This window comes from Halocynthiibacter namhaensis, from assembly GCF_000812685.1.
Classification (GTDB): Bacteria; Pseudomonadota; Alphaproteobacteria; order Rhodobacterales; family Rhodobacteraceae; genus Halocynthiibacter; species Halocynthiibacter namhaensis.
This window is the reverse complement of the sequence record NZ_JWIF01000061.1, coordinates 23,025-42,669: the sequence shown is the minus strand read 5'-3', so window position 1 is coordinate 42,669 and position 19,645 is coordinate 23,025. Positions and strand designations below refer to the sequence as shown.

The 19,645-nt window shown below is 52.9% G+C and carries 23 protein-coding genes; 11 read left to right on the top strand and 12 right to left on the bottom strand.

Going from position 1 to position 19,645, the window contains the following annotated elements; genetic code table 11:
* Positions 1–198 precede the first annotated feature (198 nt).
* The 9 genes from RJ38_RS12800 to RJ38_RS12750 all read right to left on the bottom strand — a co-directional run bounded on the left by RJ38_RS12800 (position 199) and on the right by RJ38_RS12750 (position 7,166).
* Positions 199–471, bottom strand: coding sequence for a hypothetical protein (locus RJ38_RS12800; RefSeq protein ID WP_039019279.1), 273 nt, complete (start codon positions 469–471; stop codon positions 199–201).
* A 17-nt stretch (positions 472–488) separates the two neighbouring features.
* Entirely contained in the window at positions 489–863 is a 375-nt protein-coding gene (locus RJ38_RS12795; protein WP_039019278.1) for a hypothetical protein, read from the bottom strand.
* Positions 864–2,250: 1,387 nt separating this feature from the next.
* Complete coding sequence (locus RJ38_RS12780; protein WP_052245374.1) at positions 2,251–3,102, bottom strand: TonB family protein; 852 nt, start codon at positions 3,100–3,102, stop codon at positions 2,251–2,253.
* A complete protein-coding gene (locus tag RJ38_RS12775; RefSeq protein WP_039019275.1) occupies positions 3,099–3,518 on the bottom strand; it encodes an ExbD/TolR family protein in 420 nt (139 codons plus the stop codon). Before RJ38_RS12775 ends, RJ38_RS12780 begins: the two co-directional genes overlap by 4 nt.
* Positions 3,515–3,865, bottom strand: a complete 351-nt coding sequence (locus RJ38_RS12770) for a biopolymer transporter ExbD (RefSeq protein WP_039019282.1) — start codon at positions 3,863–3,865, stop codon at positions 3,515–3,517. The genes RJ38_RS12775 and RJ38_RS12770 overlap by 4 nt, the downstream gene beginning before the upstream one ends.
* Positions 3,866–3,893: 28 nt before the next feature.
* On the bottom strand, positions 3,894–4,571 hold the full coding sequence (locus tag RJ38_RS12765) for a MotA/TolQ/ExbB proton channel family protein (RefSeq protein ID WP_039019274.1): 678 nt from the start codon (positions 4,569–4,571) through the stop codon (positions 3,894–3,896).
* A 4-nt stretch (positions 4,572–4,575) separates the two neighbouring features.
* Complete coding sequence (locus RJ38_RS12760; RefSeq protein ID WP_039019273.1) at positions 4,576–5,043, bottom strand: hypothetical protein; 468 nt, start codon at positions 5,041–5,043, stop codon at positions 4,576–4,578.
* 25 nt (positions 5,044–5,068) lie between these two features.
* Complete coding sequence (locus RJ38_RS12755; RefSeq protein WP_082005735.1) at positions 5,069–6,343, bottom strand: TonB-dependent receptor domain-containing protein; 1,275 nt, start codon at positions 6,341–6,343, stop codon at positions 5,069–5,071.
* A complete protein-coding gene (locus tag RJ38_RS12750) occupies positions 6,291–7,166 on the bottom strand; it encodes a TonB-dependent receptor plug domain-containing protein (RefSeq protein WP_162183571.1) in 876 nt (291 codons plus the stop codon). The genes RJ38_RS12755 and RJ38_RS12750 overlap by 53 nt, the downstream gene beginning before the upstream one ends.
* A 241-nt stretch (positions 7,167–7,407) precedes the next feature.
* Here RJ38_RS12750 and RJ38_RS12745 point away from each other — a divergent pair, with 241 nt between their 5' ends.
* From RJ38_RS12745 to RJ38_RS12730, 4 genes are read left to right on the top strand one after another with little or no spacing between them, the layout of a single operon-like run.
* Entirely contained in the window at positions 7,408–8,469 is a 1,062-nt protein-coding gene (locus RJ38_RS12745) for a hemin-degrading factor (protein ID WP_039019270.1), read from the top strand.
* Positions 8,466–9,359: a heme/hemin ABC transporter substrate-binding protein gene (locus RJ38_RS12740; protein WP_039019269.1), complete on the top strand. Its 894-nt coding sequence runs from the start codon at positions 8,466–8,468 to the stop codon at positions 9,357–9,359. The genes RJ38_RS12745 and RJ38_RS12740 overlap by 4 nt, the downstream gene beginning before the upstream one ends.
* Positions 9,359–10,447, top strand: a complete 1,089-nt coding sequence (locus RJ38_RS12735; RefSeq protein ID WP_039019268.1) for a FecCD family ABC transporter permease — start codon at positions 9,359–9,361, stop codon at positions 10,445–10,447. Before RJ38_RS12740 ends, RJ38_RS12735 begins: the two co-directional genes overlap by 1 nt.
* Positions 10,448–10,449: 2 nt before the next feature.
* The gene (locus RJ38_RS12730) at positions 10,450–11,247 is read left to right on the top strand and encodes a heme ABC transporter ATP-binding protein (protein ID WP_039019267.1); all 798 of its coding nucleotides are present in this window, start codon (positions 10,450–10,452) and stop codon (positions 11,245–11,247) included.
* A 468-nt stretch (positions 11,248–11,715) separates the two neighbouring features.
* Here RJ38_RS12730 and RJ38_RS12725 read toward each other — a convergent pair whose 3' ends face one another.
* On the bottom strand, positions 11,716–11,991 hold the full coding sequence (locus RJ38_RS12725) for a hypothetical protein (protein WP_156121858.1): 276 nt from the start codon (positions 11,989–11,991) through the stop codon (positions 11,716–11,718).
* A gap of 106 nt (positions 11,992–12,097) precedes the next feature.
* Here RJ38_RS12725 and RJ38_RS12720 point away from each other — a divergent pair, with 106 nt between their 5' ends.
* The 7 genes from RJ38_RS12720 (at position 12,098) to RJ38_RS12695 (ending at position 16,337) form a co-directional block, all read left to right on the top strand.
* Positions 12,098–12,415 (top strand): IS3 family transposase, encoded by a 318-nt coding sequence (locus RJ38_RS12720; protein WP_039019265.1) that lies wholly within the window; start codon positions 12,098–12,100, stop codon positions 12,413–12,415.
* Positions 12,369–12,554: a hypothetical protein gene (locus RJ38_RS18900; protein ID WP_039018311.1), complete on the top strand. Its 186-nt coding sequence runs from the start codon at positions 12,369–12,371 to the stop codon at positions 12,552–12,554. The genes RJ38_RS12720 and RJ38_RS18900 overlap by 47 nt, the downstream gene beginning before the upstream one ends.
* 138 nt (positions 12,555–12,692) lie before the next feature.
* On the top strand, positions 12,693–13,241 hold the full coding sequence (locus RJ38_RS12715) for a site-specific integrase (protein ID WP_238321698.1): 549 nt from the start codon (positions 12,693–12,695) through the stop codon (positions 13,239–13,241).
* Positions 13,242–13,581: 340 nt separating this feature from the next.
* Positions 13,582–14,451 carry a hypothetical protein gene (locus RJ38_RS12710; protein WP_039019264.1) on the top strand — a complete coding sequence of 290 codons (870 nt, stop codon included), beginning with the start codon at positions 13,582–13,584 and terminating at the stop codon, positions 14,449–14,451.
* 267 nt (positions 14,452–14,718) lie between these two features.
* Positions 14,719–15,183, top strand: coding sequence for a helix-turn-helix domain-containing protein (locus RJ38_RS12705; protein WP_039019263.1), 465 nt, complete (start codon positions 14,719–14,721; stop codon positions 15,181–15,183).
* Positions 15,180–15,755 carry a PIN domain-containing protein gene (locus RJ38_RS12700; RefSeq protein WP_039019262.1) on the top strand — a complete coding sequence of 192 codons (576 nt, stop codon included), beginning with the start codon at positions 15,180–15,182 and terminating at the stop codon, positions 15,753–15,755. The genes RJ38_RS12705 and RJ38_RS12700 overlap by 4 nt, the downstream gene beginning before the upstream one ends.
* A 384-nt stretch (positions 15,756–16,139) precedes the next feature.
* Entirely contained in the window at positions 16,140–16,337 is a 198-nt protein-coding gene (locus RJ38_RS12695; protein ID WP_035262952.1) for a hypothetical protein, read from the top strand.
* 62 nt (positions 16,338–16,399) lie between these two features.
* Here RJ38_RS12695 and RJ38_RS12690 read toward each other — a convergent pair whose 3' ends face one another.
* Together RJ38_RS12690 and brxL are read right to left on the bottom strand one after the other, a co-directional pair.
* A complete protein-coding gene (locus tag RJ38_RS12690) occupies positions 16,400–17,527 on the bottom strand; it encodes a DUF4268 domain-containing protein (RefSeq protein WP_039019261.1) in 1,128 nt (375 codons plus the stop codon).
* Positions 17,528–17,566: 39 nt separating this feature from the next.
* Positions 17,567–19,642 carry a BREX system Lon protease-like protein BrxL gene (gene brxL, locus RJ38_RS12685; RefSeq protein WP_039019260.1) on the bottom strand — a complete coding sequence of 692 codons (2,076 nt, stop codon included), beginning with the start codon at positions 19,640–19,642 and terminating at the stop codon, positions 17,567–17,569.
* Between the last annotated feature and the right edge of the window lie 3 nt (positions 19,643–19,645).

Sequence of the window (19,645 nt, the reverse complement as noted above, 5' to 3'; positions counted from 1 at the left end):
GCGCACATCTTGTCAACCGTTCCGCGCGCCAAGCCAAAATCACGTGCTATCGACCGCTTGCTGCGACCCTCATCAAAGTGCGCCCGGCGCACCTGCAAATAAACTTCCACAGTGTAAATCCTCCAGCCCTCCCTGCTCAAACAGTTCAGACAAAAAGTGGACGACTTTTGCGCCGCCCGCACCGGTGAAATACCGGCGCTACTGTGGCCTAATTTTGCACCGCCCTATACAGCCTGCAAATCCATGAAAATCGGCTAATTGACCACCCGTCAGGCGATGATCATAGTTCTGCATCTCTTCATGCAGCCAATCATTTAAAACACGCTCGATCAGTTCTTCCAGTAGGCCGCTCCGCGCCCGATTTGTAAATGCAGCTTCAAATGCATTAGCGGCAACTGGGGTGTTACGAAGATATGCCCTGTGTTCTTCGTTCACCTGCTTGAGGATTTCTTCGGATGTATGTTTTTCCATGATTTAGATCTTTCTCGTTAATGTACGTTTGTGGTGTTGGAGGTCAGGTCTTTAATGTAAGCGACGACATTGCTGTCAAAGTCGCGGCTGTAGGCATCGATGAAGGCACCGATGTCGGCCTCAAACTCAGGCACCTGTTCATGCAGATATTCAAGAAATGACGTTTTCTGTGCATCCGTGAGACCACAATCATGTTGGTCAAGCGCAGGGCGGACATTTTCAAACAGATAGTTGTTGAGATGTTCCCCCAGACGGGAACTGCAGACATAATCGTAAATTCCGTCACGCCAAGCGTTTACGGCTTTGGGGACATTGCCCGGCGATCCCGGGTGTTCGTACAGGTGCTTGCAAACCTTATCAGCGATTGGGGTAGTGTTGTGACTTTCGACCATAGATAGGTTCCTCTTTATTGTTCAAAAGTGTTTGGGAGTTTATGGAGATCCGTGCTCCGACACAGGATAATTTGGAACAATCGGATGCCATTTCAAGAGGGGAAATGCGGCGCGCGAATGGAACTAGTGCGTTGAATGCGCTGATAATTTCATTCGTCACGAATAAAAGGAGACGCGTGCCTATTTATAAGGGGAATGCGTGAAACTCTGGTTTCAATTTTAGGAAATTATTGTCGTCAACTTTTTTTGTTGCGTGTGGTGAAATCAAGCCAATCAGAAAATTATTAGTCAGTGAGCGTCATCAAGGCGCATCTTTCATGCTGCAAGCGGCAAGCCAGAAATCGATCCGGCTCGTTATTCTGGCTGACTGGTTTTCGAAATTGATACCAATAAACAGCCTTAATATCGACTGGCCGAATCCCAAATTCGCGCCGGATCGCATTACAATGCCAAAGCCGCTCCAGAATAAGCTGTCGGGTTTCAGATGGACAGGTCAGTGTGGAGTGGATCAATTGCAAGACGCCCGCAGCGCACCCATTGCGCGGCTTAGACCATCATCGGTGAACACTAGGCCAACGTAATTATTAGACACTTACTGGTCCCTAGGGCCAATCTGGTGGGCACCCCGACCAATGTGTCGATGAAAAATAGATTCTGACGACAACGGTAACCGTCAATGCAATGGATGCCCCGTGACACGAACACCGGGCTGATGGGCATGAACTGAACAAGGGATGATGAATTTTACGCGGACCGCCTTGGAGTCGAAAAAACATCGCATAACTTCATCTCAACGGTAGGATTAGTCACCTATCCAGAGGCCCCAACTCCCTCGCCAATGACGTTTTCTATGGGCGTCAGTCGTGTCTGATCAAGAGGTTGAGTTGGGGTCTTGATATTAGTGCGGATGAAAACCGTGCAGCATTCGTGCCCGTGACGCCACCGGGGCGAACACGCATCATTTGTGATGAATGGAGCCACGGCCATCTATCGGTGCCTGCCAATCAACCCGGTGTTCTGTTCCTATCTCAGTGATCACTTCGCGGTTTGATTCCCTAGGAAATATCATGCAGTCCCCCGCATCCAACCAAAGATCAGGGGTTCGTGTGGCAGCTTCCAGCCCAAAGCGGGCCTTGCCTTTCGCTGCGCCGAGTGGATGCGGGTACTTTCTGTGGTTGCGAAGGAGCGCCGTCAAAATGATGAAAGCAGCCATTCACCGGCCAATCATATTTGACATCCATGCAACACTTCCCCCGAAGTCGGCAATACGCAGTTAGTGTGTTTTAAGAAGTTACGCGAATGGCGTGTTTTCGACATCAAATAACGATCATGTATCACAATGTAGCAGTCAGAAGTTGAACAAAACTTGGGATGGTCCCTGCGCCTCTTACCCTCGGCCTTCATAGGTGTAGCCAAAATCACGACGGGCACCAGCGGGAGGAGATGGGAACGGAGCAGCCCGATGAATATGGTCTATGGCAGCTTGGTCAAGCGCGGGTTTGCCGGAGGAGCGTTGAATGCGGACGCGACTGGGGGTTCCTGATGTCTCAATATGAAAACTAACCACTGCGGTGCCACGCCCGCCTGACCGGCTGCGGCGTGTTCGGCTGATGCGACGCCAGACAAGCCCGTCATAATTGGAGGCCGCCGCATTTCCTGCGGTTGATGCGCTGCCATTCGACTTTGGAGAGGCCTCAGTCGCTGTTGCCGTTTCCTGTCCTGTCGATTGGCCGCGGCGGGTGTTTTGATTGCCGCCCTGGCGTGAGGCTTGCGGAGTTGGACTGGGTTGTGCGCGACGCGGTTCTGGACGGGTTACCGGACGTGATGCTGGACGGGGAGTATCAGCTTGTGCTTCACGGACCTCGGTTGCGATGGCCGTAATTCGTTCAGAAGGCGGGGGCACCGTGGCCAATGTTGGCGATGCACTGGACACTGTGCGTGTGGGCGACGAGGGGGATGTCTGAACTGGAGGGGTGGTACTTGTCGCTGTTACGGGTTGAGTTGTTGCGGGCTGAGCCGTTTCGAGGGGAGCGGTTTTGGTGGTGTCATCAGCGGTAACAGGCGAAAGGGTTCCGCTTGTCATGTCGATAAAACCATTGCCCAAACGCGCCACCTCAGCTGGGGACCCCCCAGAAATCTGTACAGTGTTTGCCTGGTAAGTCCATGCGAACCCGCCCGCATGCAAGGCGCAGGATGTTAGAATTACAGCGCCTATCGTCATGATTTTACGTGATTTCATTGCAGGCCTCGTTCTGTGACAATGCGGATGTCTGTCGCGCCTGCGAGCCGCAAAGCAGTGGCAACCTCTAACAGTCGTTCCGCGGGGGTGTTTTTATCAGGTATGATCCGCAATGAAACTCTCGCCCCCTCCGAAGAGGGTGGCGCGTTTGCCGTAGGAGTTAATACCGAAATATCCACAGTCGTGAGGTCAATATCTTCACCTCTGAATTGCACCCGTCCATCGGCATGGATGACCAAGGCGTCCGGCGGGGGCCGGCCTTCTAGTCCGTCAACGGAAACCAACTGCAATTCTGTATCCAGCGGGGGGGCAAGCGTGCCCGCTATCAAGAAGAAGATTAACATCAAGAACACCACATTGATCAATGCGATTGTGGGTTCAGCTTGTCGGCGTTTGAGGCGGGGTTTACGTTTCATTGCAACACTGTGACCTCTGCCCGGGGGATCGCGCGGGCGCGCGTGAGCGTATCGACAAACAGCTGCGACGATACCTTGGGTCCGAGGCTAAACAAAATCGAAGCCGGTCCAGAGGTGCCCCCCATGGCGCGGGAAATACTGGGGGTAATATCAGCGAAATCAATCGGGTTACCATTCACAGAAACACCATCCGCCATAAGGCGTAGGAAAATCTGCTTTCTAGGTTGTGGCGCTGAAGCTGTGCCAGATCCCGCCGTCATAAGCGGCACGTCTGCAAATTTCGTGAAGGTCGATGTCAGCATGAAGAACAGCAAAAGCAGAAAGATGATATCAATGAGCGGCGTCATCGACAACGCGCGCCTCGCAAAGCCATGATTACGCCGTCGCATGTCGGTTTTTCGGGATTGTATTTTCAGGGAGTGTAGCAGGACACAGCAACATTGTGAGGGCCTTATCTGTGAAGACCCGCTCAGATACGACGCGGCTTTCGAGCCAAGTCAGCAACAATGAGGTCGGCATCGCGACGGCAAGCCCAACGGCGGTGGTCATCAAAGCGACCCAGATCCCACCAGCGAGCAGGGATGGGTCAACGGATGTGCCTGCGTCTTGCAAACTGCGAAAGGCTTCGATCATGCCCAGAACCGTGCCGAACAATCCCAAAAGCGGGGCGGTTTGGGCGATGGTATCCAGAGGGCGAAACCCTTGCTCCAAGCGGTTCATGTGATGCTCGGAACTGGCGGCAAGACGTTCAGACAGGAGGGGCTTGTCTGCGGTATTGGGGGCCTCGTGAAGGGCGGTTGCGATCAGGGGTTTTAAGTGGCTGCGGCTTTTACTTATCGCTGTTTCGGCGTCTTTTTGGTCACCATTATCAATAAATTTCAATGCCATTTCCAAGCTATGACGGCGACCAACACCAAGCATAGCAAATTGACCGATCTTGTAGATCACAAGGGATAGTGACAGCACGGACATCATCAAAAGAATGGCGACGACGGGGCCACCAAGCGTTATGAATTCGCGAACTGACGTAACGATATAAGTTAGCATACTCATGTGTTTATCCTTGAATTTCGTGGTCAGTACGCGTGTTGAATCGCAAGGCATCTCTGCAGCTATCAGTCGTGATTTCAGTGTCGCCATCACTGCCTGCGCAGGCATGCACACCATTGATTAAGATACTTCCAAGGGCGCTACAGGACAGGTCGGAAACATCAAATTGCCGCAGGCGGGGACGCCCTTGAGGTAAGGTTTGGAAATCAAATAAGGTAAGCCGATCTACACCGCCGTCCTTTGTGAACAGAACGGTTTCAAGAACCAATGTGTTCAGGTCAACACTCAGATCATTTTGGGCAAGGAAACTTAGACGGCATCCCCCCGGGGTTTCTGAAACGGTGTTCAATTCGATCATAAGTGTTGCGCCCGACGCAGAGGTTTCCCCCTGCGCCGGTGCAGCCATGGCCAAAAAACCGGTCGCGATTATGGTGGCTGCCACCGGTATAAGGTGATTTTGGCCATGGTTCTTCATGTTGTTTCTCCTACAGAAATCGAGATCAGAAGGTTTTGGAGAGCGTCAAGTTGATGGAACGCCCGGCGCGTCGTGTGCCCGTGGACTGCAAATTCGTGCGGTAATCTCGGTCGAACACATTTGAAACACCAAGGCGAACTTCAGTACCCTCCATGACCCCATGATCCGGTTTCCAGCTGGCGTAAACGTCGTGCGTGGAATAGCCCGCAGTATGGATCGTGCTGCCACCTGATACGCGGTCAGCACTGACAGCTGCGGTCAGCGACCAACCAAGTTCCAGATTTTGATCCGGCAGGCGCGTCCCAAGTGAAAGCGTCATGCTATCCGCAGGCAGTTGGTTTTCCAGGCCTGGGTTCGCGGACGCCGGATCACCAATGTTCTTGCCGCTCAGATGCGTCAGTGCCAGTGATCCAAAGAAACGATCCGCTTCCCATGCGGCTTCCAATTCAAGACCGCGGATTTCGGTTTTATCGAGGTTCACAAAGGACGCAACACCTGCGCCAGGTGCGGCAGAGTTGCGCGCGATTTGATCAGACATCCGGTTTTGGAAGGCCACGGCTTTCAGCGTCAAGTTGTCGTTGGCCAGCAGAAAATCTGATGCGTTCCATGACATACCAACTTCAACGTTGCGGCTGGTTTCTGACTGTAGGGATGCGGCGGAAACATCATAGTTCACACCACCACTGGTCCGCGTGTCGTACATCTCATCGATGGTTGGCAGGCGTTCCGTATATGAGGCAGACCCAAAGACCGCGAACTGATCATTCAGTTGATAATGCAGTGCAAGATTGGCCGCATAAGCGGTGCGGGATGTGTCAGGAAAAGATCCAACCGCAGCAGATGGTGTCAGATCTTGACGATCCATACGCAGCCCGCCAATCACCGTGAGGCGATCATTCTTGATCCATTCGTTTTGCAGCCAAAGGCCAGTCGTCTGTGTCTCACCAGCGGGGTGGAATGTCAGGCTGCCACCTGCTGCTGGCGTTGCAACGCGGTCTTGTTGCGCGACCGAGAAACCAGCTGTCAGGAAGTTTTCAAAACCATCACCAGACCATTGTGCGCTGTTTTCAACCTTCAGAGTCGGGCCTTTATACGCGTAATCCGTGACGGGCAAGAAAATCGCTTGGGGATCTGACATATCAATGGATGTATTTGAATAAGACAGCTGCACATCCAAATCGATCAGATCATTGGTCGACGGATTGAAATTATACAACAGATAGGCCGTTGTATCTTCAAAATCGCGGTCAACCGTGCCCCACGGTCGTTGTTGCATCCACAAGATTGTAAACTTGGTCATTCACAAAAGATGTGTTGCGCACAACAGATGCTTCAAGCGAATGCTCATTGGCGTCGCCAAAGCGCAATGTACCCTTGGCGATAAAGGCGCGTGACGTGCCTTCAGTGCCTGTCAAAAGCTGACCATCTCCGCCTTCAACGATGTCAGATGTGCGATAGTTATAGCCAAGCAGGGCTTCAAAGCTATCGTTGGGTGCAAAGGCAAGAATGGTTGATGACAACCGACCATTGCCGTTCCCGGTGAACTGAAGACGTTGACGCGCTGCGAAGGTATCATCCCCTTCTAGGAAGTCACTGGCGTCTTTGGTTTCCATCGCGATCACACCGGCGATCGCACCTGAACCATAAAGTGTGGAAGATGACGGGCCGCGCAGCACTTCGACGCGTTTGAAAAATTCGGGCTCTGTGAACAGAGACCCCAGGCGATATTGTTCGTAGTATTTACCGACCCCGTCAATCAGCATAACAATGCGTGGTTCATCCGCAGATCCCCCGGACCCAATCCCCCGGATGTTGAAACTTTCGCCCCAAGGGCTTTCAGAACCAACGGTGGACACGCCCGGAATGCGTTCGAGCACATCACCGACAGTTGTCGCTTGTTCGCGGTCGAAATCATCCTGGTTCAGAACAGTCACTGCCTGAGGCACGTCAATCGCAACACGTTCAGACCCGGCACCAAAGACCAAACGGCCAAGCATGGTGAACACGCCACCATCTGCAGTCGATTCTTGGGCGTTGAGTGGTGTTGCAAGCGTCGCGATCAATGCGGCGGCCATTGCGGTGCTTGTTTTAAGATATCGTTTTTCTGTAACAGGCTGTGCCATGTTGTCCCCTTGGTTTTCCAATGCGTCGGGCTGGCACAGCATATTTTGCTGGCTTGCTTGCAGTTTTTCCCGTCGCCGGATGTTTCCCGGAGATCATTTTGAGGGGGATAATGATCTTGACTAAAATAGTCAACTAATAGAAAAGAGCTTCTTGAAGAAAACAACAATATGCTCCAGCAGAGGATCAGATCCCAAATCTGTTCATGGCCAGGCAAAGCTGAAACTCTAGGAAAGCTTTGAAATGCTGGATAAAACCACCCCGACAGCCGCCGAAATCCGTGCTGCGCGCGCACAAAACCCCAAGATGCGCGAAAGAGATTTCGCGGAAAGCCTTAACATCAGCGAGGCCGAACTTATTGCCGCCTATTGCGGTGAACATGAGGGGATGCGCGTCACAAGAATCGCTGCAAAACCCGATGGCATTGTGAAAGCGGCGATTGCCTTTGGTGAAGTCCTCGCTCTGACGCGCAACGAAAGCTGCGTCATTGAACGTGTTGGCACCTATGATGAATGGCACGACGGGGCACATGCTTCGATGATCCTGGGGCCCGAGGTCGATTTGCGCATTTTCGGCAAGTTTTGGACGCATGCATTTGCCGTTGAAAAGACGACTGAAACGGGTCTGCGCCGTAGCTTGCAGGTTTTTAGTGGCACAGGGATGGCTGTTCACAAAATCCACCTGCGCGACACCAGCAACCATGACAAATGGGACGAATGTATCGCGGCACTGGCTTTGGATGACCAGGGCGCACTACTTGAAATTCGCACCAAAGGCGCGCCAGAAATGCCCAATGCGGACCCGGCTAAGGCGGAAGAATTGCGCGCTGAATGGGATAAGATGACGGATACCCATCAATTTGGCCGCCTGACCTCGCGCTTAAAAATGAACCGTCTGGGTGCCTATCGGATTGCTGGTGCACCTTACGTACAACCCGTTGAAACCGCTGCCGTTTCGCTAGCGATTGAAGCAGCCGTTGAGAAAAAAGCGAAGATCATGGTGTTTGTCGGCAATCGTGGCTGCATTCAAATTCACGGCGGTTACGTCGAAAACACCAAGCGCATGGGGCCTTGGTTTAACATTCTGGATGAGCGCTTTGATTTACATCTTCGCGAAGACCATCTGGCCGAAGTTTACATCGTAACCAAACCTACCAAACGCGGACCTGCCCTTTCACTTGAGGCATTTGACGCAGAAGGCCGCATCATCCTGCAGATCTTTCCGGATCGTCGTGAAGATCCCACGATGGCGGCGATGTGGGATACGATCCTTGTCGACCTTCCCCGCAAGGAGGCGGATCAGTGAACCCTCTAATTTCTTCTGCTATCTTCGCAGCATCTTTAATCGCGGGGGGCGCCTTTTTGCCTCAGACCCTCGCGGCAGAGCCCCCTCAAAACGCCCAACGCATTGCCTCTGTTGGGGGGGCGGTCACTGAAATCATATGGGCGCTAGGAGAACAACATCGGGTGATCGCACGTGACACGACGTCCGTCTTTCCGCCAGATGTTTTGGACCTGCCAGACGTCGGATATATGCGTCGACTTTCACCCGAAGGTATCTTGATGGTTAATCCCGACCTTGTTTTGACGGAACCCGGGTCTGGCCCTCCAGAGACGCTTGAATTGCTGGCCGAGGCACAAATTCCCTTTATCGATGTGCCCGGTGATTACAGCGCCAACGGCATTCTGACACGCATACATGCGGTGGCCGATGCTTTGGGTGTGCCCGAAAAAGGGGATGCACTTGCTGCGCGCATTGGTGCCGAACTTGAGGCAGTGAAACTGCGTGGGCAGGCACGGGTAACAGAAGATTCCGCACGTCCAAAAGTGTTGTTCATCCTGTCCATGCCAGGTGGTCGGTTGAATGTTTCCGGAACGGGAACGCGAGCAGATGGTATTATTAAGATGGCAGGAGGACGCAACGCAATCAGCGAATTTGATCAATACCGCATCCTTGCGGATGAGGCGATTATCACGGCTGCGCCCGATGTTATTTTGATGATGACCGCAACTGGCACGGGTTCAACAAGCAATGGCGAAATCTTAGCGCATCCTGCAATTCAATTGACGCCTGCAGGACAAAACAACGCAATTATCCGAATGGATGGATCGCTGATGTTGGGATTTGGACCACGTACAGCAGAAGCCGCAACCCAATTGACCGAGGCGTTCTTTTCAAAGCCGGAGTCACAATAATGACAGCAATCTCTGAGATGTCAGAGGCTCTCTCGCCGGCCCATGAACACTCATTTGACAGGTCAATTCTTGCCCGCCGGATGACAGTCGCATTGCTCGTCGCTCTGGCCTGTACATCATACCTAAGCTTGACATGGGGCGCTGCGGGAACTTCGGCCTTCACGGTTTTCACCGATTTATTACAAGGGCATGAGATTACCTTGCGTGATCGCGTTGTGCTGTTTGATATACGCTTGCCGCGTTTGTTAATGGGTATTCTGGTGGGGGCATCTTTGGCGGTGTCCGGCGCACTTATGCAGGGGTTGTTCCGCAACCCTTTGGCGGATCCCGGGCTTGTTGGGGTCAGTGCTGGTGCGGGACTTGGTGCAATTTCCGCCATTGTTTTGGCTGGATCTCTGCCAACTGCATTGGCCGCGCTCTTTGGCTATTACTTGGTGCCACTTGCCGCGTTTTTAGGGGGGTGGGCTTCAACCCTTGTTTTGTACCGTGTTGCAACGCGGCGGGGGCAGACCTCTGTCGCGACGATGCTTTTGGCGGGCATCGCGCTTGGCGCTTTATCGGGGGCCGTCTCGGGGGTCTTGACCTATAAAGCCGATGACGCACAGCTGCGTGATCTGACATTTTGGGGCATGGGGTCGCTGGCTGGGGCGACGTGGTCAAAGCTGATGATTGCGGGGCCAATCATCCTATTGGCCATTTCCACAGCCCCGTTTTTGGGGCGCGGATTAAACGGCCTGGCTTTGGGCGAAGCCGCCGCGCGCCACCTTGGTGTGCATGTTCAACGCGTGAAAGGCCTTGCGATCTTATCCGTTGCTGCTGCGATTGGCGCGGCCGTTGCTGTGTCAGGTGGCATCGGATTTATCGGCATTGTCGTGCCACATCTTCTGCGTCTTTCAACCGGGCCTGATCATCGTTACCTTTTGCCAAACGCCGCTTTGCTTGGCGCAATTTTGTTGCTGCTGGCCGATATCATCAGCCGCACAGTGATTGCCCCCGCAGAGCTGCCAATCGGTATCGTGACTGCAACCCTTGGATCGCCCGTTTTTCTATGGATTTTACTGCGCCGTCGTGGCGTGTTGGATATGTAATCATGCTAAAAGCGAAAAACATTACGGTCTCAATCGGGCGAACGGAAATCTTGCATGGCATTGATTTTACCGCAAAACCGGGCGAGTTCACTGCCATCATTGGTCCGAATGGCTGCGGTAAAACCACCCTTTTACGCGCCTTAACGGGTGAAATGCCTTACGGTGGTCAAGTGATTATAAATGGTCGGGATTTGTCTGAAATATCACTTACTGAACAGGCCATTATGCGCGGGGTTCTTGCGCAATCTACGCCGCTCGCCTTCCCCTTCACGGTTAGCGAAGTCGTGCGCCTGGGGTTGATGGCGGGTACAGGTTCTGCAAATGCGTTGCGTCGAAACACCTTACCTCAACAGGCCCTTTCCCGTGTCGATTTGGCGGACTATGGCAACCGCTTTTTTCAGGAGCTTTCCGGTGGCGAACAACAGCGCGTGCATCTCGCGCGCGTGCTTTGTCAAATGTGGGAAGCCAGCCACAATGGTTTGCCACGTTGGTTATTTCTAGATGAACCGGTTGCCAGTCTCGATATCGCTCATCAACGCGACGTGATGCAAATCGCACGCGATTTTGCGGATCAGGGAGGTGGAGCTGTCGCTGTGATGCACGATCTAAACCTGACCGCTGCCTGGGCGGATCACATCGTGATGATGCGTGCCGGGCGTGTCGTCTCGAGCGGGAATGCGCAGACGGTTTACACCAACACCAACCTGTCCACCGCCTATGGCTGTACAATCGACATTTCAACGCCTCCACCTTCTAACCAGCCATTTTTGCATCCAGCCTCTGTCATAAGTTGCGACTAGATCCGCTCAGCCACAAGATCTCATTTGCAAACCATGAGTAGAAATGTCAATGTCCGCTTCGGGAAATCTGCAATGCACTGTCATCCAACAAAGTGAAGGACGGATTGGGCCATTTGTGCGACTTTGCAAATGTCGCTTACTGCCCATAGCTGCCGTTAGTGTTGGTGATGTACGGAATACATGGGAGTATGCTATTGGCTGCGACACCCAAATCAACATCACCAGTGCCGACACAGTTTTTGTGCCAACCATCTTGAAATCGGACATTTAATTTCTGCTTGATTTGTGAGCGATGGCTCAATCAAACGCGTATCGTTGGGTTCGCCCCGACGCCATACTCACGTGGCATGTGATATCCACCGGGTAAGTTTTGCATGGAGCAACCTCGGCTCAATCAGGTGTGTGGTATCATCGCTTGGTGCCATTGGGTGGTCGCCGAAATTATTACACACTCAACGGCCTCCAGGTTCAATTTGGTGGGAATTGGTGCATGTGCACGATGGGATTGACGACCACGGTTTCGGTTGTTGATGTTGGCACCAATCGTTCAATCATTGTGGTCACGACAGGATGCTTCTCACGGGGATCAGCGACACCGATGTCATCGTATAGCGCGTCAATTGCTACACCATGCTGTTTCACGGCCAGCAATAACCGTGATGTGGGCTCCACGGGCCATTCAACTGATCCGAATGCCGCCACGAGATAAGGTTCGAGCAATTCGGTATACCGATGTTGGATCATCATCCTAAGCCTTCGCTGGAACACAACAGGCACATCCATCGGGTGGTCTTGTCGCGGTTTAGTTCCGGTCTCTTTCGAGCAATGTTTGCTATGAAGGAGATAGAGAATGGCAAAGAGATACACAGACGAGTTTCGGCGTGATGCGGTGCGCATGGCGGCGACGAGTGGCTTAACGCGGCCTCAACTTTCATCAGATTTAGGGGTTGGGCTTTCGACGCTGAACAAATGGGTTCAACAGCATCAACACGATGACCTGATGTCAGGACCGCATGAAGACGTTGAGAAGGAGAACACGCGGCTTCGCAAGGAAGTCCGTCTGCTGCGCGAGGAGAGGGAAGTGTTAAAAAGGCGGCAATCTTCTTTGCAGGCCAAAGCCGGTGAGATTTGCGTTCATCGACGCCTGGAAAGAAGAATGGCCAGTTGAGTTCCTGTGCAAAGTTATGCGGGTCACATCACGTGGTTTTCGCGCGTGGCGGGTTCGCCCGATGAGCCAGCGTCAACGCGATGATATGGTGATCCTGGCTCACATCCGTGAACAGCATCGCTTAAGCCTGCAAAGCTAGTCCCGCACAGCAGCCATTGCGGAGCAATGCTGTAGATGTCCGTTTCAATGAGACGTACCTCGTTAAGGCGGCTCCTCAAAATCTGCTAGCGCTTGCTCTACATCCCAGTCAGAATACAGCGTGACTTGCGTTTCGCCGTTGTCCCACTGGTACAACAGGCCGATTTCTTCCCCAGTTGAGGCGCTGGCGTCAAAGCGGGCGCGGCTCGTCTATGAGCTCTGCATTGGCACGGGGCAGCGCATTGGCGATGTCGTGAAAATGCAGTGGGCGCATTTTTCCGATGACGGGTTCGATTTTACACAGGGCAAAACAGACAAGCCGCTCTGGATCCCTTTGACAGACAGGCTCCGAGAGCATCTGGCCGGTTACGAGCGAGGGGAAGGCACGGTGGTAACCAATGCAAAGGGGCAATCGGTCAGCTATCGCATTGTCGCCGAAGAAATGCGCGCGATCAAAAAGAAGATGGAGCACGAAAAGGCCGGTTACTACAAAACCCATGGTCTTCGGAAAAACGCTACCATCGAACTCTACCTGGCGGGTTGTGATGACGAGATGGTCAAAGCCGTCACCGGTCACTCAGGTGTTGAGATGCTGAAAAAGTACGGCGGGCCGATCCGACAGAGGGAGCTGGCGAAGCGCGCTCAAGAGGCAAGAAATCAAATGGAACGAAGCAAGACCGAAACGTGAAAGTTTCAACGGTTGTTTCAAAAATGGCAGCGAAGGAGAGTAAGGATGACGCAAGTCATTGATTTTATTGGAGGCGAGTACCGGAATCGAACCGGTGTACACGGATTTGCAATCCGGAAAATTCCGTTGATTTTAAAGGGAAAAATTGTAAACGGATCCGTTTTGTTCAGGGTCGGTTATCAATGGGTTACGGGCGCTGTGTAAACGCGATTTCCCCGCCGGTTTGGCAAAGAAAAACCGCTGAGGGGACGGCCATCCACCTCAACGGGATTAAGAAATACTTCCAAGAACATACATACGTTATCCGCGTCGGAATCTCAACCCAAATGGGAGTGATTTCATGAGCTGGCGTATCGCGAACGAATGCGCCGAGCGCCGCTTTGGCAGCCCTGCGCGTAAGCAAATCATCATGTTCCTAGCCGACAAGGCGAGCGATGACGGCTCGGGCATCTGGTGTTCGAAGGGAACGATCCAGCGTCATACCGAATTGGGCGAAAGCACGGTCAAACGCACCATCAACGATTTCCTTCACGAGGGTATTCTGATCGAGGCCGGTCAACGGCGCTGTCAGAACGGCTACACTGTCATTTACCGCATTGTTTTGGCCAAGATATCTCAGCTGGATTCCACTGCTGAACCTGATGTCGAGACGGGGTCCACAGTGGACCCCGTCCAGAGTGAACCCGGTAGGGGGGCCATGGTGGACGGGGTACGGGGTCCACGGTGGACCCCAAACCATCCTAAAACCATCCATAAACCACCTACGCGCGTAGACGCGCGCGAGGCGGCGGCGGAGGTTGAAGATTTAGAGTTTGGAAAGATCCTGTCGGCATATCCCGAGGATCGGATCCGAGATCGGAGAACCTGCCTGAAGCAAATTTCGGCGGCGGTGAAGGCAGGTGTCAAAGCTGAGGATCTGTTGCTGGCCGTTAAAGCTTATGCCGTCGAAACCGAAAGCTACACGCGCAGCAAGGTCTGTTTCGCCGATAATTGGTTCAAGATGCGTCGATGGGAGAAGGGGCTTGCCCAGATCCAGGTTGATCGTGCGAAAGCCCTTGAGGCCGAAGCCAAGGGGCGCGCTAGCTTGGTCGAATGGATTCTTGGACGCCATCCCCTGTGCAAGCACATCACCCGTCGTCAGGTAGCTGATTTGCTGGCGAACAAGGCCGTAACGCCAGAGCAAGTGCGTTCAGCGGGGTTGGAGGTGTGATCTTGTTTTCAGCAAGAAATTTACGCCGTAGCGTAAAAGTGGACAATTTACGCTACGACGTAAATTGCCTGCTTTCATGCCGGTGCCGATTGCACACGACACGCGCGGTGGTGGCTGGTTGTCGCTGCAGAAACTGTCTCGAAAGGGCCGTGTAATGTGTGCTGTCCGCTAGGGTTGGGATATTCTCGTTGCATTTACGTTTATTTCGTTTATTTTGATTATTGCGAATGGGGCGCAAGATCCCGTCGTGTGAAAAGGAGAGAATCAATGATGATGCAAGCAAAAGAAGCGTTCGCAGAACGTCTGCCCGATCAGGTCGAAATTGAAAATGCTGACAGCCTTCGCCGGATCCTTGCCTCGCAAGTGAACGGTGATGAGGCGGTTGAGCTGAGTCTAGCGCTTGGCGAGAAACAGATCGAACCGGTGACGTTGGCCCCAGCCCTCGCTGCATCCTTGATGGAGTTGTTGCGGCTGGTTTCAAGCGGCCGAGGGTTTCGGATGATCCCTGTGGATGCAGAATTGACGACCCAGCAAGCGGCCGATTTGTTGAATGTGTCGCGCCCACATCTCGTGAAGCTTTTAGAAGATGGGGAAATCGCCTTCTTCAAAACAGGGCGACATCGCCGTGTGAAAGCAGCGGATCTGTTTGAATACAAAAAGAAACGCGACACCGATCGCTCTGACGCACTGTCTGATCTCGCGGCAATGGATATGGAGAGCGATCTTTTATGAGTGATTATGCCGACCGTTTCACGGCGCTGATCGACGCAAATGTTCTGGCGTGTGCGATGCGCAGAAACATAATCTTGTCACTGGCCGAGGCTGGACTTTTTCGGCCTCGGTGGAGCGACAGGATTATGGATGAGACTGTCGGTGCGATCGCCAAAATCACGAAGGGTGGCGCTGACACCATTAAGCAGCGTTCTGCCATGGAGCGCGCCTTTCCGGAGGCATGCGTCACTGGGTATGTTGAGCTTGAAGCCGGGCTGGTGTTGCCTGACCCGGATGACCGCCATGTTCTTGCTGCGGCGATCACGACATCCGCGCAGGTGATTGTGACGGAAAACCTTAAGGATTTCCCTGGTGAAGCGCTCGACCCTTTTGACATCGACGCCATCTCGGCCGATGAGTTTATTTCTGATGCGATCGAACTTGACCCACTCACAGCTGTCGCTGCCCTGCGCAAAATGCGTGAGCGGTTCAAAAATCCTGACATGGATGCCGAGGCATTGCTGCAGCGGATCAAGGCTCGAAAACTATTTCAAACTGCCGAGACGCTGCATGAGTTCATGGAATTGCTATAAATCGTGGTGAGCGGCGGTTCACTCATTGGAAATCGTTCGCTGCTCGCACAGGCACATGCATATGATCCGTAGATCATAAATGGAGTTTATGGCCTGTAGGTCATATTTGAAGGTGTCATCCAAATTGCAGGGCTCTCACTTTCTCCATCTTTAGCAGGGTTTTACATTCAGATTTGGTGCACGTTCCCAAACTCAGATCCTCAACGCCGTGTTTCTGATTGCTGAACATAAGCGGGCAGCCGTGACAGACGCGGTGCAAGCCCCGCTTCAACAAGAAAATTCCCCTGCACCAGCGCATTCCTCGCGAGGCAAGTTTCTCGCTGACAGCCCCTTGTTGCCAGCTTTGGCCATGTTCATCGAAACACTCAAAGTGAGGATCAAAACATGGCTACTCAAACACTGAAACTGAACGTCAAATCCGGCGAAAAAGACGGCAAGAACTTCTGGGACCGCTGCGGAGTCCTCTTCGTCAACACCGACGACAGCGGCAACATCACGTCGATCAACGTCAAGCACAGCATGTTCCCTGACGTCGAAATGGTCGCATTTCCGCGCCGTGATGAAGATCCGGTCACCGAGTGACCTCAGCGCCAGGGCGGGTTTCCTGCTCTGGCAATCATATCATGACGTGCGGTTCACGACCGCTATTCGTCATGAGACCGCGCCAAGCCGATAGCTTCATTGAGGTGTTTCTCCATAGCGGCGGCCATTTTCGTTGATGTCTCGCGGATCCAATCATGGACCTCTGGCCAGCTGTCAGGGTTAAAACCATCGCAGGGCAACGATGCTTCAATCCGACTTACTTTGTTCTGTGGAAGCCTGCGCCAATCAAGCGCAGCTCCAAAGTCCGCTTCAATTTCTTCTCGATGCGAGTGAATGTGATCGAAAATCGCCTTGTTTTCGGCAGCTGCAGGCCTTTCGAGACTTAGTTTCACAAAAGCAGCTTTCTGGGTCAGCACGATATCGTAGTGTGTGCCAGCAACAACTGGAGATATGTTCCAGTTGTCCTTGGTTACCGTTATCGTGGGGAACACTGGGCAAGGTGTTTGCGCGAATGCTTCCTTGAGGTTGGTCCAGAATTCGCGCCTAACCTGATGGCTACGCCTTTGGGCAGTTTTTTCCGAGTTTTCCTGAATGTCTTTCGCCGCCATTCCGATCATGAAGTCAGCGGCCTCAGGCGTGGGTATAATCTGCTGAATATCGACCATCAGCTCATCGCCAAACGCGTATGGCGTCACCTTGAAGCACTGCGCGCGAATTCCGCGGCTGAGGAGCCACAGGACTGTTGCCGTGACCTCCCGCCGAAAATTGGCTGCGATGAAGATCATCCTTTGGTCATTGCCGGGGTTCAGGACGGTCTCTTCCAACTCCTCGACCTCCATGAACTCGCAGATTCGTACGGCCGCATTGCCACCGCCCGCATAGCGGTCGAGGTATTGCTGATAGATGTCGACTATCTGCGTCTTTGTCAGGCCCGAGACATAGGCGGTGTATTTCAGCGCCTGCCAGGTGACATCCCTGCCGCTGTCATCAAGCTTGTTCTCGATTACAACGAGGTTGCCGTCCTTGTCGAGCGCCAAGAGATCCAGGCGTTCGCGGGTTTCATCAAACCCGTCGAACTCCTTCTGAATGATCAGTAATTCCTCACCGAGGGCGTCAGGTTGATTGGCCAGCCACTCCTGCAAATGGTCGCGCTCCCGTAGGTTCAACTCAGAAAAGCGTTTCTGGGACAGGCGGGACAAACGGTTTTGGTTCAAATCAACGCGGAACATGGTTTTGCTCTTTTCCGAAATATCTACGCAGCTTCACTGTTAGTCTTGCCGCACATAGGTCACATAGAAGTTCTTCAGCATGCGGTGCTCCTGCAGGCGGTCGCCTAGGCTGAACCCGTCACGTCGCATGGGCGCTTGGAAAATATCAAGACCGCGATCGAGAACGATTTTCCAGCCGGTATCGGTGACGATATCTCTGGAATGAGCAGTCCCCGAACCATCAAATGCCCAGGTGAAATCAACGCCCGAACCAATGCACGCCTCGGTAATGCTCTCCAGCAATTCACGTTGCTTTTGCACGTTTCCGTCATCAGGCCCGGTGACTAGGTGGATAGCCACTTGATCTTCCAACGCCTTGCGCTGAATCACCATCTCGACGAACTCCATCATGTTCTTGATCTGGTAAAAATAGCGAATGTAAGGGTCTGTCACCACGATCCGTGATGCACCGTCTAGATAGGGCCCAAACAGTTTATCGTAGCTGACGCCCTTTCGGTTTTCGGCGAATACGTGGTGCCCCTCTTCGGTGCGCGGCTTGGCGGGCACTGAGGTCTCCGATGTGTCGCGCGGCTCATGTTCGACTTCGATGACGTCATCATCGACAGCATCAGTGGATTGATCCTGCTGCTTCGGGTCTAAGGCAGGTTTCAGATAGTAGAATTGGGGGAACTCTTGCTCTTCGACGGTCTGGACGCGCCGCTTTTCCCCATCAGAGCCAGTGTAGAAGAAGTCCACATCTGGATAGGTCGCATCGATCCGAAACAGTTGGTCCTTTACGCGCTTTCGGCTTTCAAGTGCGAGCTGCAAGAGCTCTTCAACGTCATCGGCTGTTTCATCTCCGGCAGGGAAAATCACCTTCAGGAAGCCCGACATGGTTTTGTAGACGGCGTCCCGATCACGGGTTGAAATCTTCTCGCTAACTTTGAAATGCAGGTCCGGCCGGTTTGAAAAATCCTCCTGGCGCAAGTGGCGAAGGATCTCGGCAAGGTAATCAACAATGAACCCGTAGCCGCTGGTGAACATTTCGCCACGGATTACGTCGATCTCCCAGCCGGGTAGATAGGCATGGATGCGGTCAATGAAGGCGGAGTCATGAAACTGGGGTGGCAGTGCCTCGAATAGGTCGCTGTTTTTTAGCATGAAGGGCACGTTGTGATCGGTGTTCCCCACAAACGCGAAGCTGGCTTCAGCCCCCATTGGATTAATACCGCGCGAGAAGGTCTTGTTTGCCATGTAATTTTTCATAATGTCGACAAGCGCCTTGTTAGCCTTCTTTTCGCGCCCCGCAAACTCATCGAAAGCCACGACATCCCAATAGCCAACAAGTCCGATCCTGCCGTTTGAGTTGTTTACGAAAAGCTTGGGGATCGACACTTCACCACCAGAGATCAGTTGCCCATGCGGCGAGAATTCGGAGTAAATATGTGATTTACCCGTTCCTTTGGGGCCAAGCTCGATGATGTTGTAATTCCGCTCCACAAAGGGAATGAGGCGCATTAGCTGCAAAAGCTTACTGCGTCGACCGAAGGCTTCTGGATTGAAACCGATCGACTGCATCAACAGGTCAATCCATTCGTCTTTTGTGAACCGCGCACGGGCTTCTTTATATCCGTCGTAGTCTACCTTTGCTATCTGAATTGGTTTTATGGTCTCCAACCCCCATGGAGATGTGCGCGCTTCTTCAGAAAACTCGTATTGGACGTCAGCGATACACCAAACACCAGTGACTAGGAGTTTAGGGTGCGCTTTGACCGTCCCACTGTCGACTGCGACTTTCTTGATCCCAAGGTTGTCAAATGTGGCTTCATAGCTGTCGGTTTTTTCGTTGAGTGAAACGCTGATCTGGTCGATGACTTTGTATTGGCCCTTTTCCTTGATTGTGGACTGAATCAGACCGGCTTCGCTGCGATGAACGTAGTGTTTGCGTAGGATTTCTTTGACGGTTTCGATGCCGCTTTCAATCGACGCTTCATCGTCAGTCGCACAGTACTGCCCGAGCAGGTATTCGAGAACATAGGTTGGAACGATCGCGTTGCCCTTGACCGCTTTTACAAGGTCTTTACGGACCACGTAGCCCGCGAAATGCTCGTTAATTTTTTCGTCGAGTGCGCTCATGAT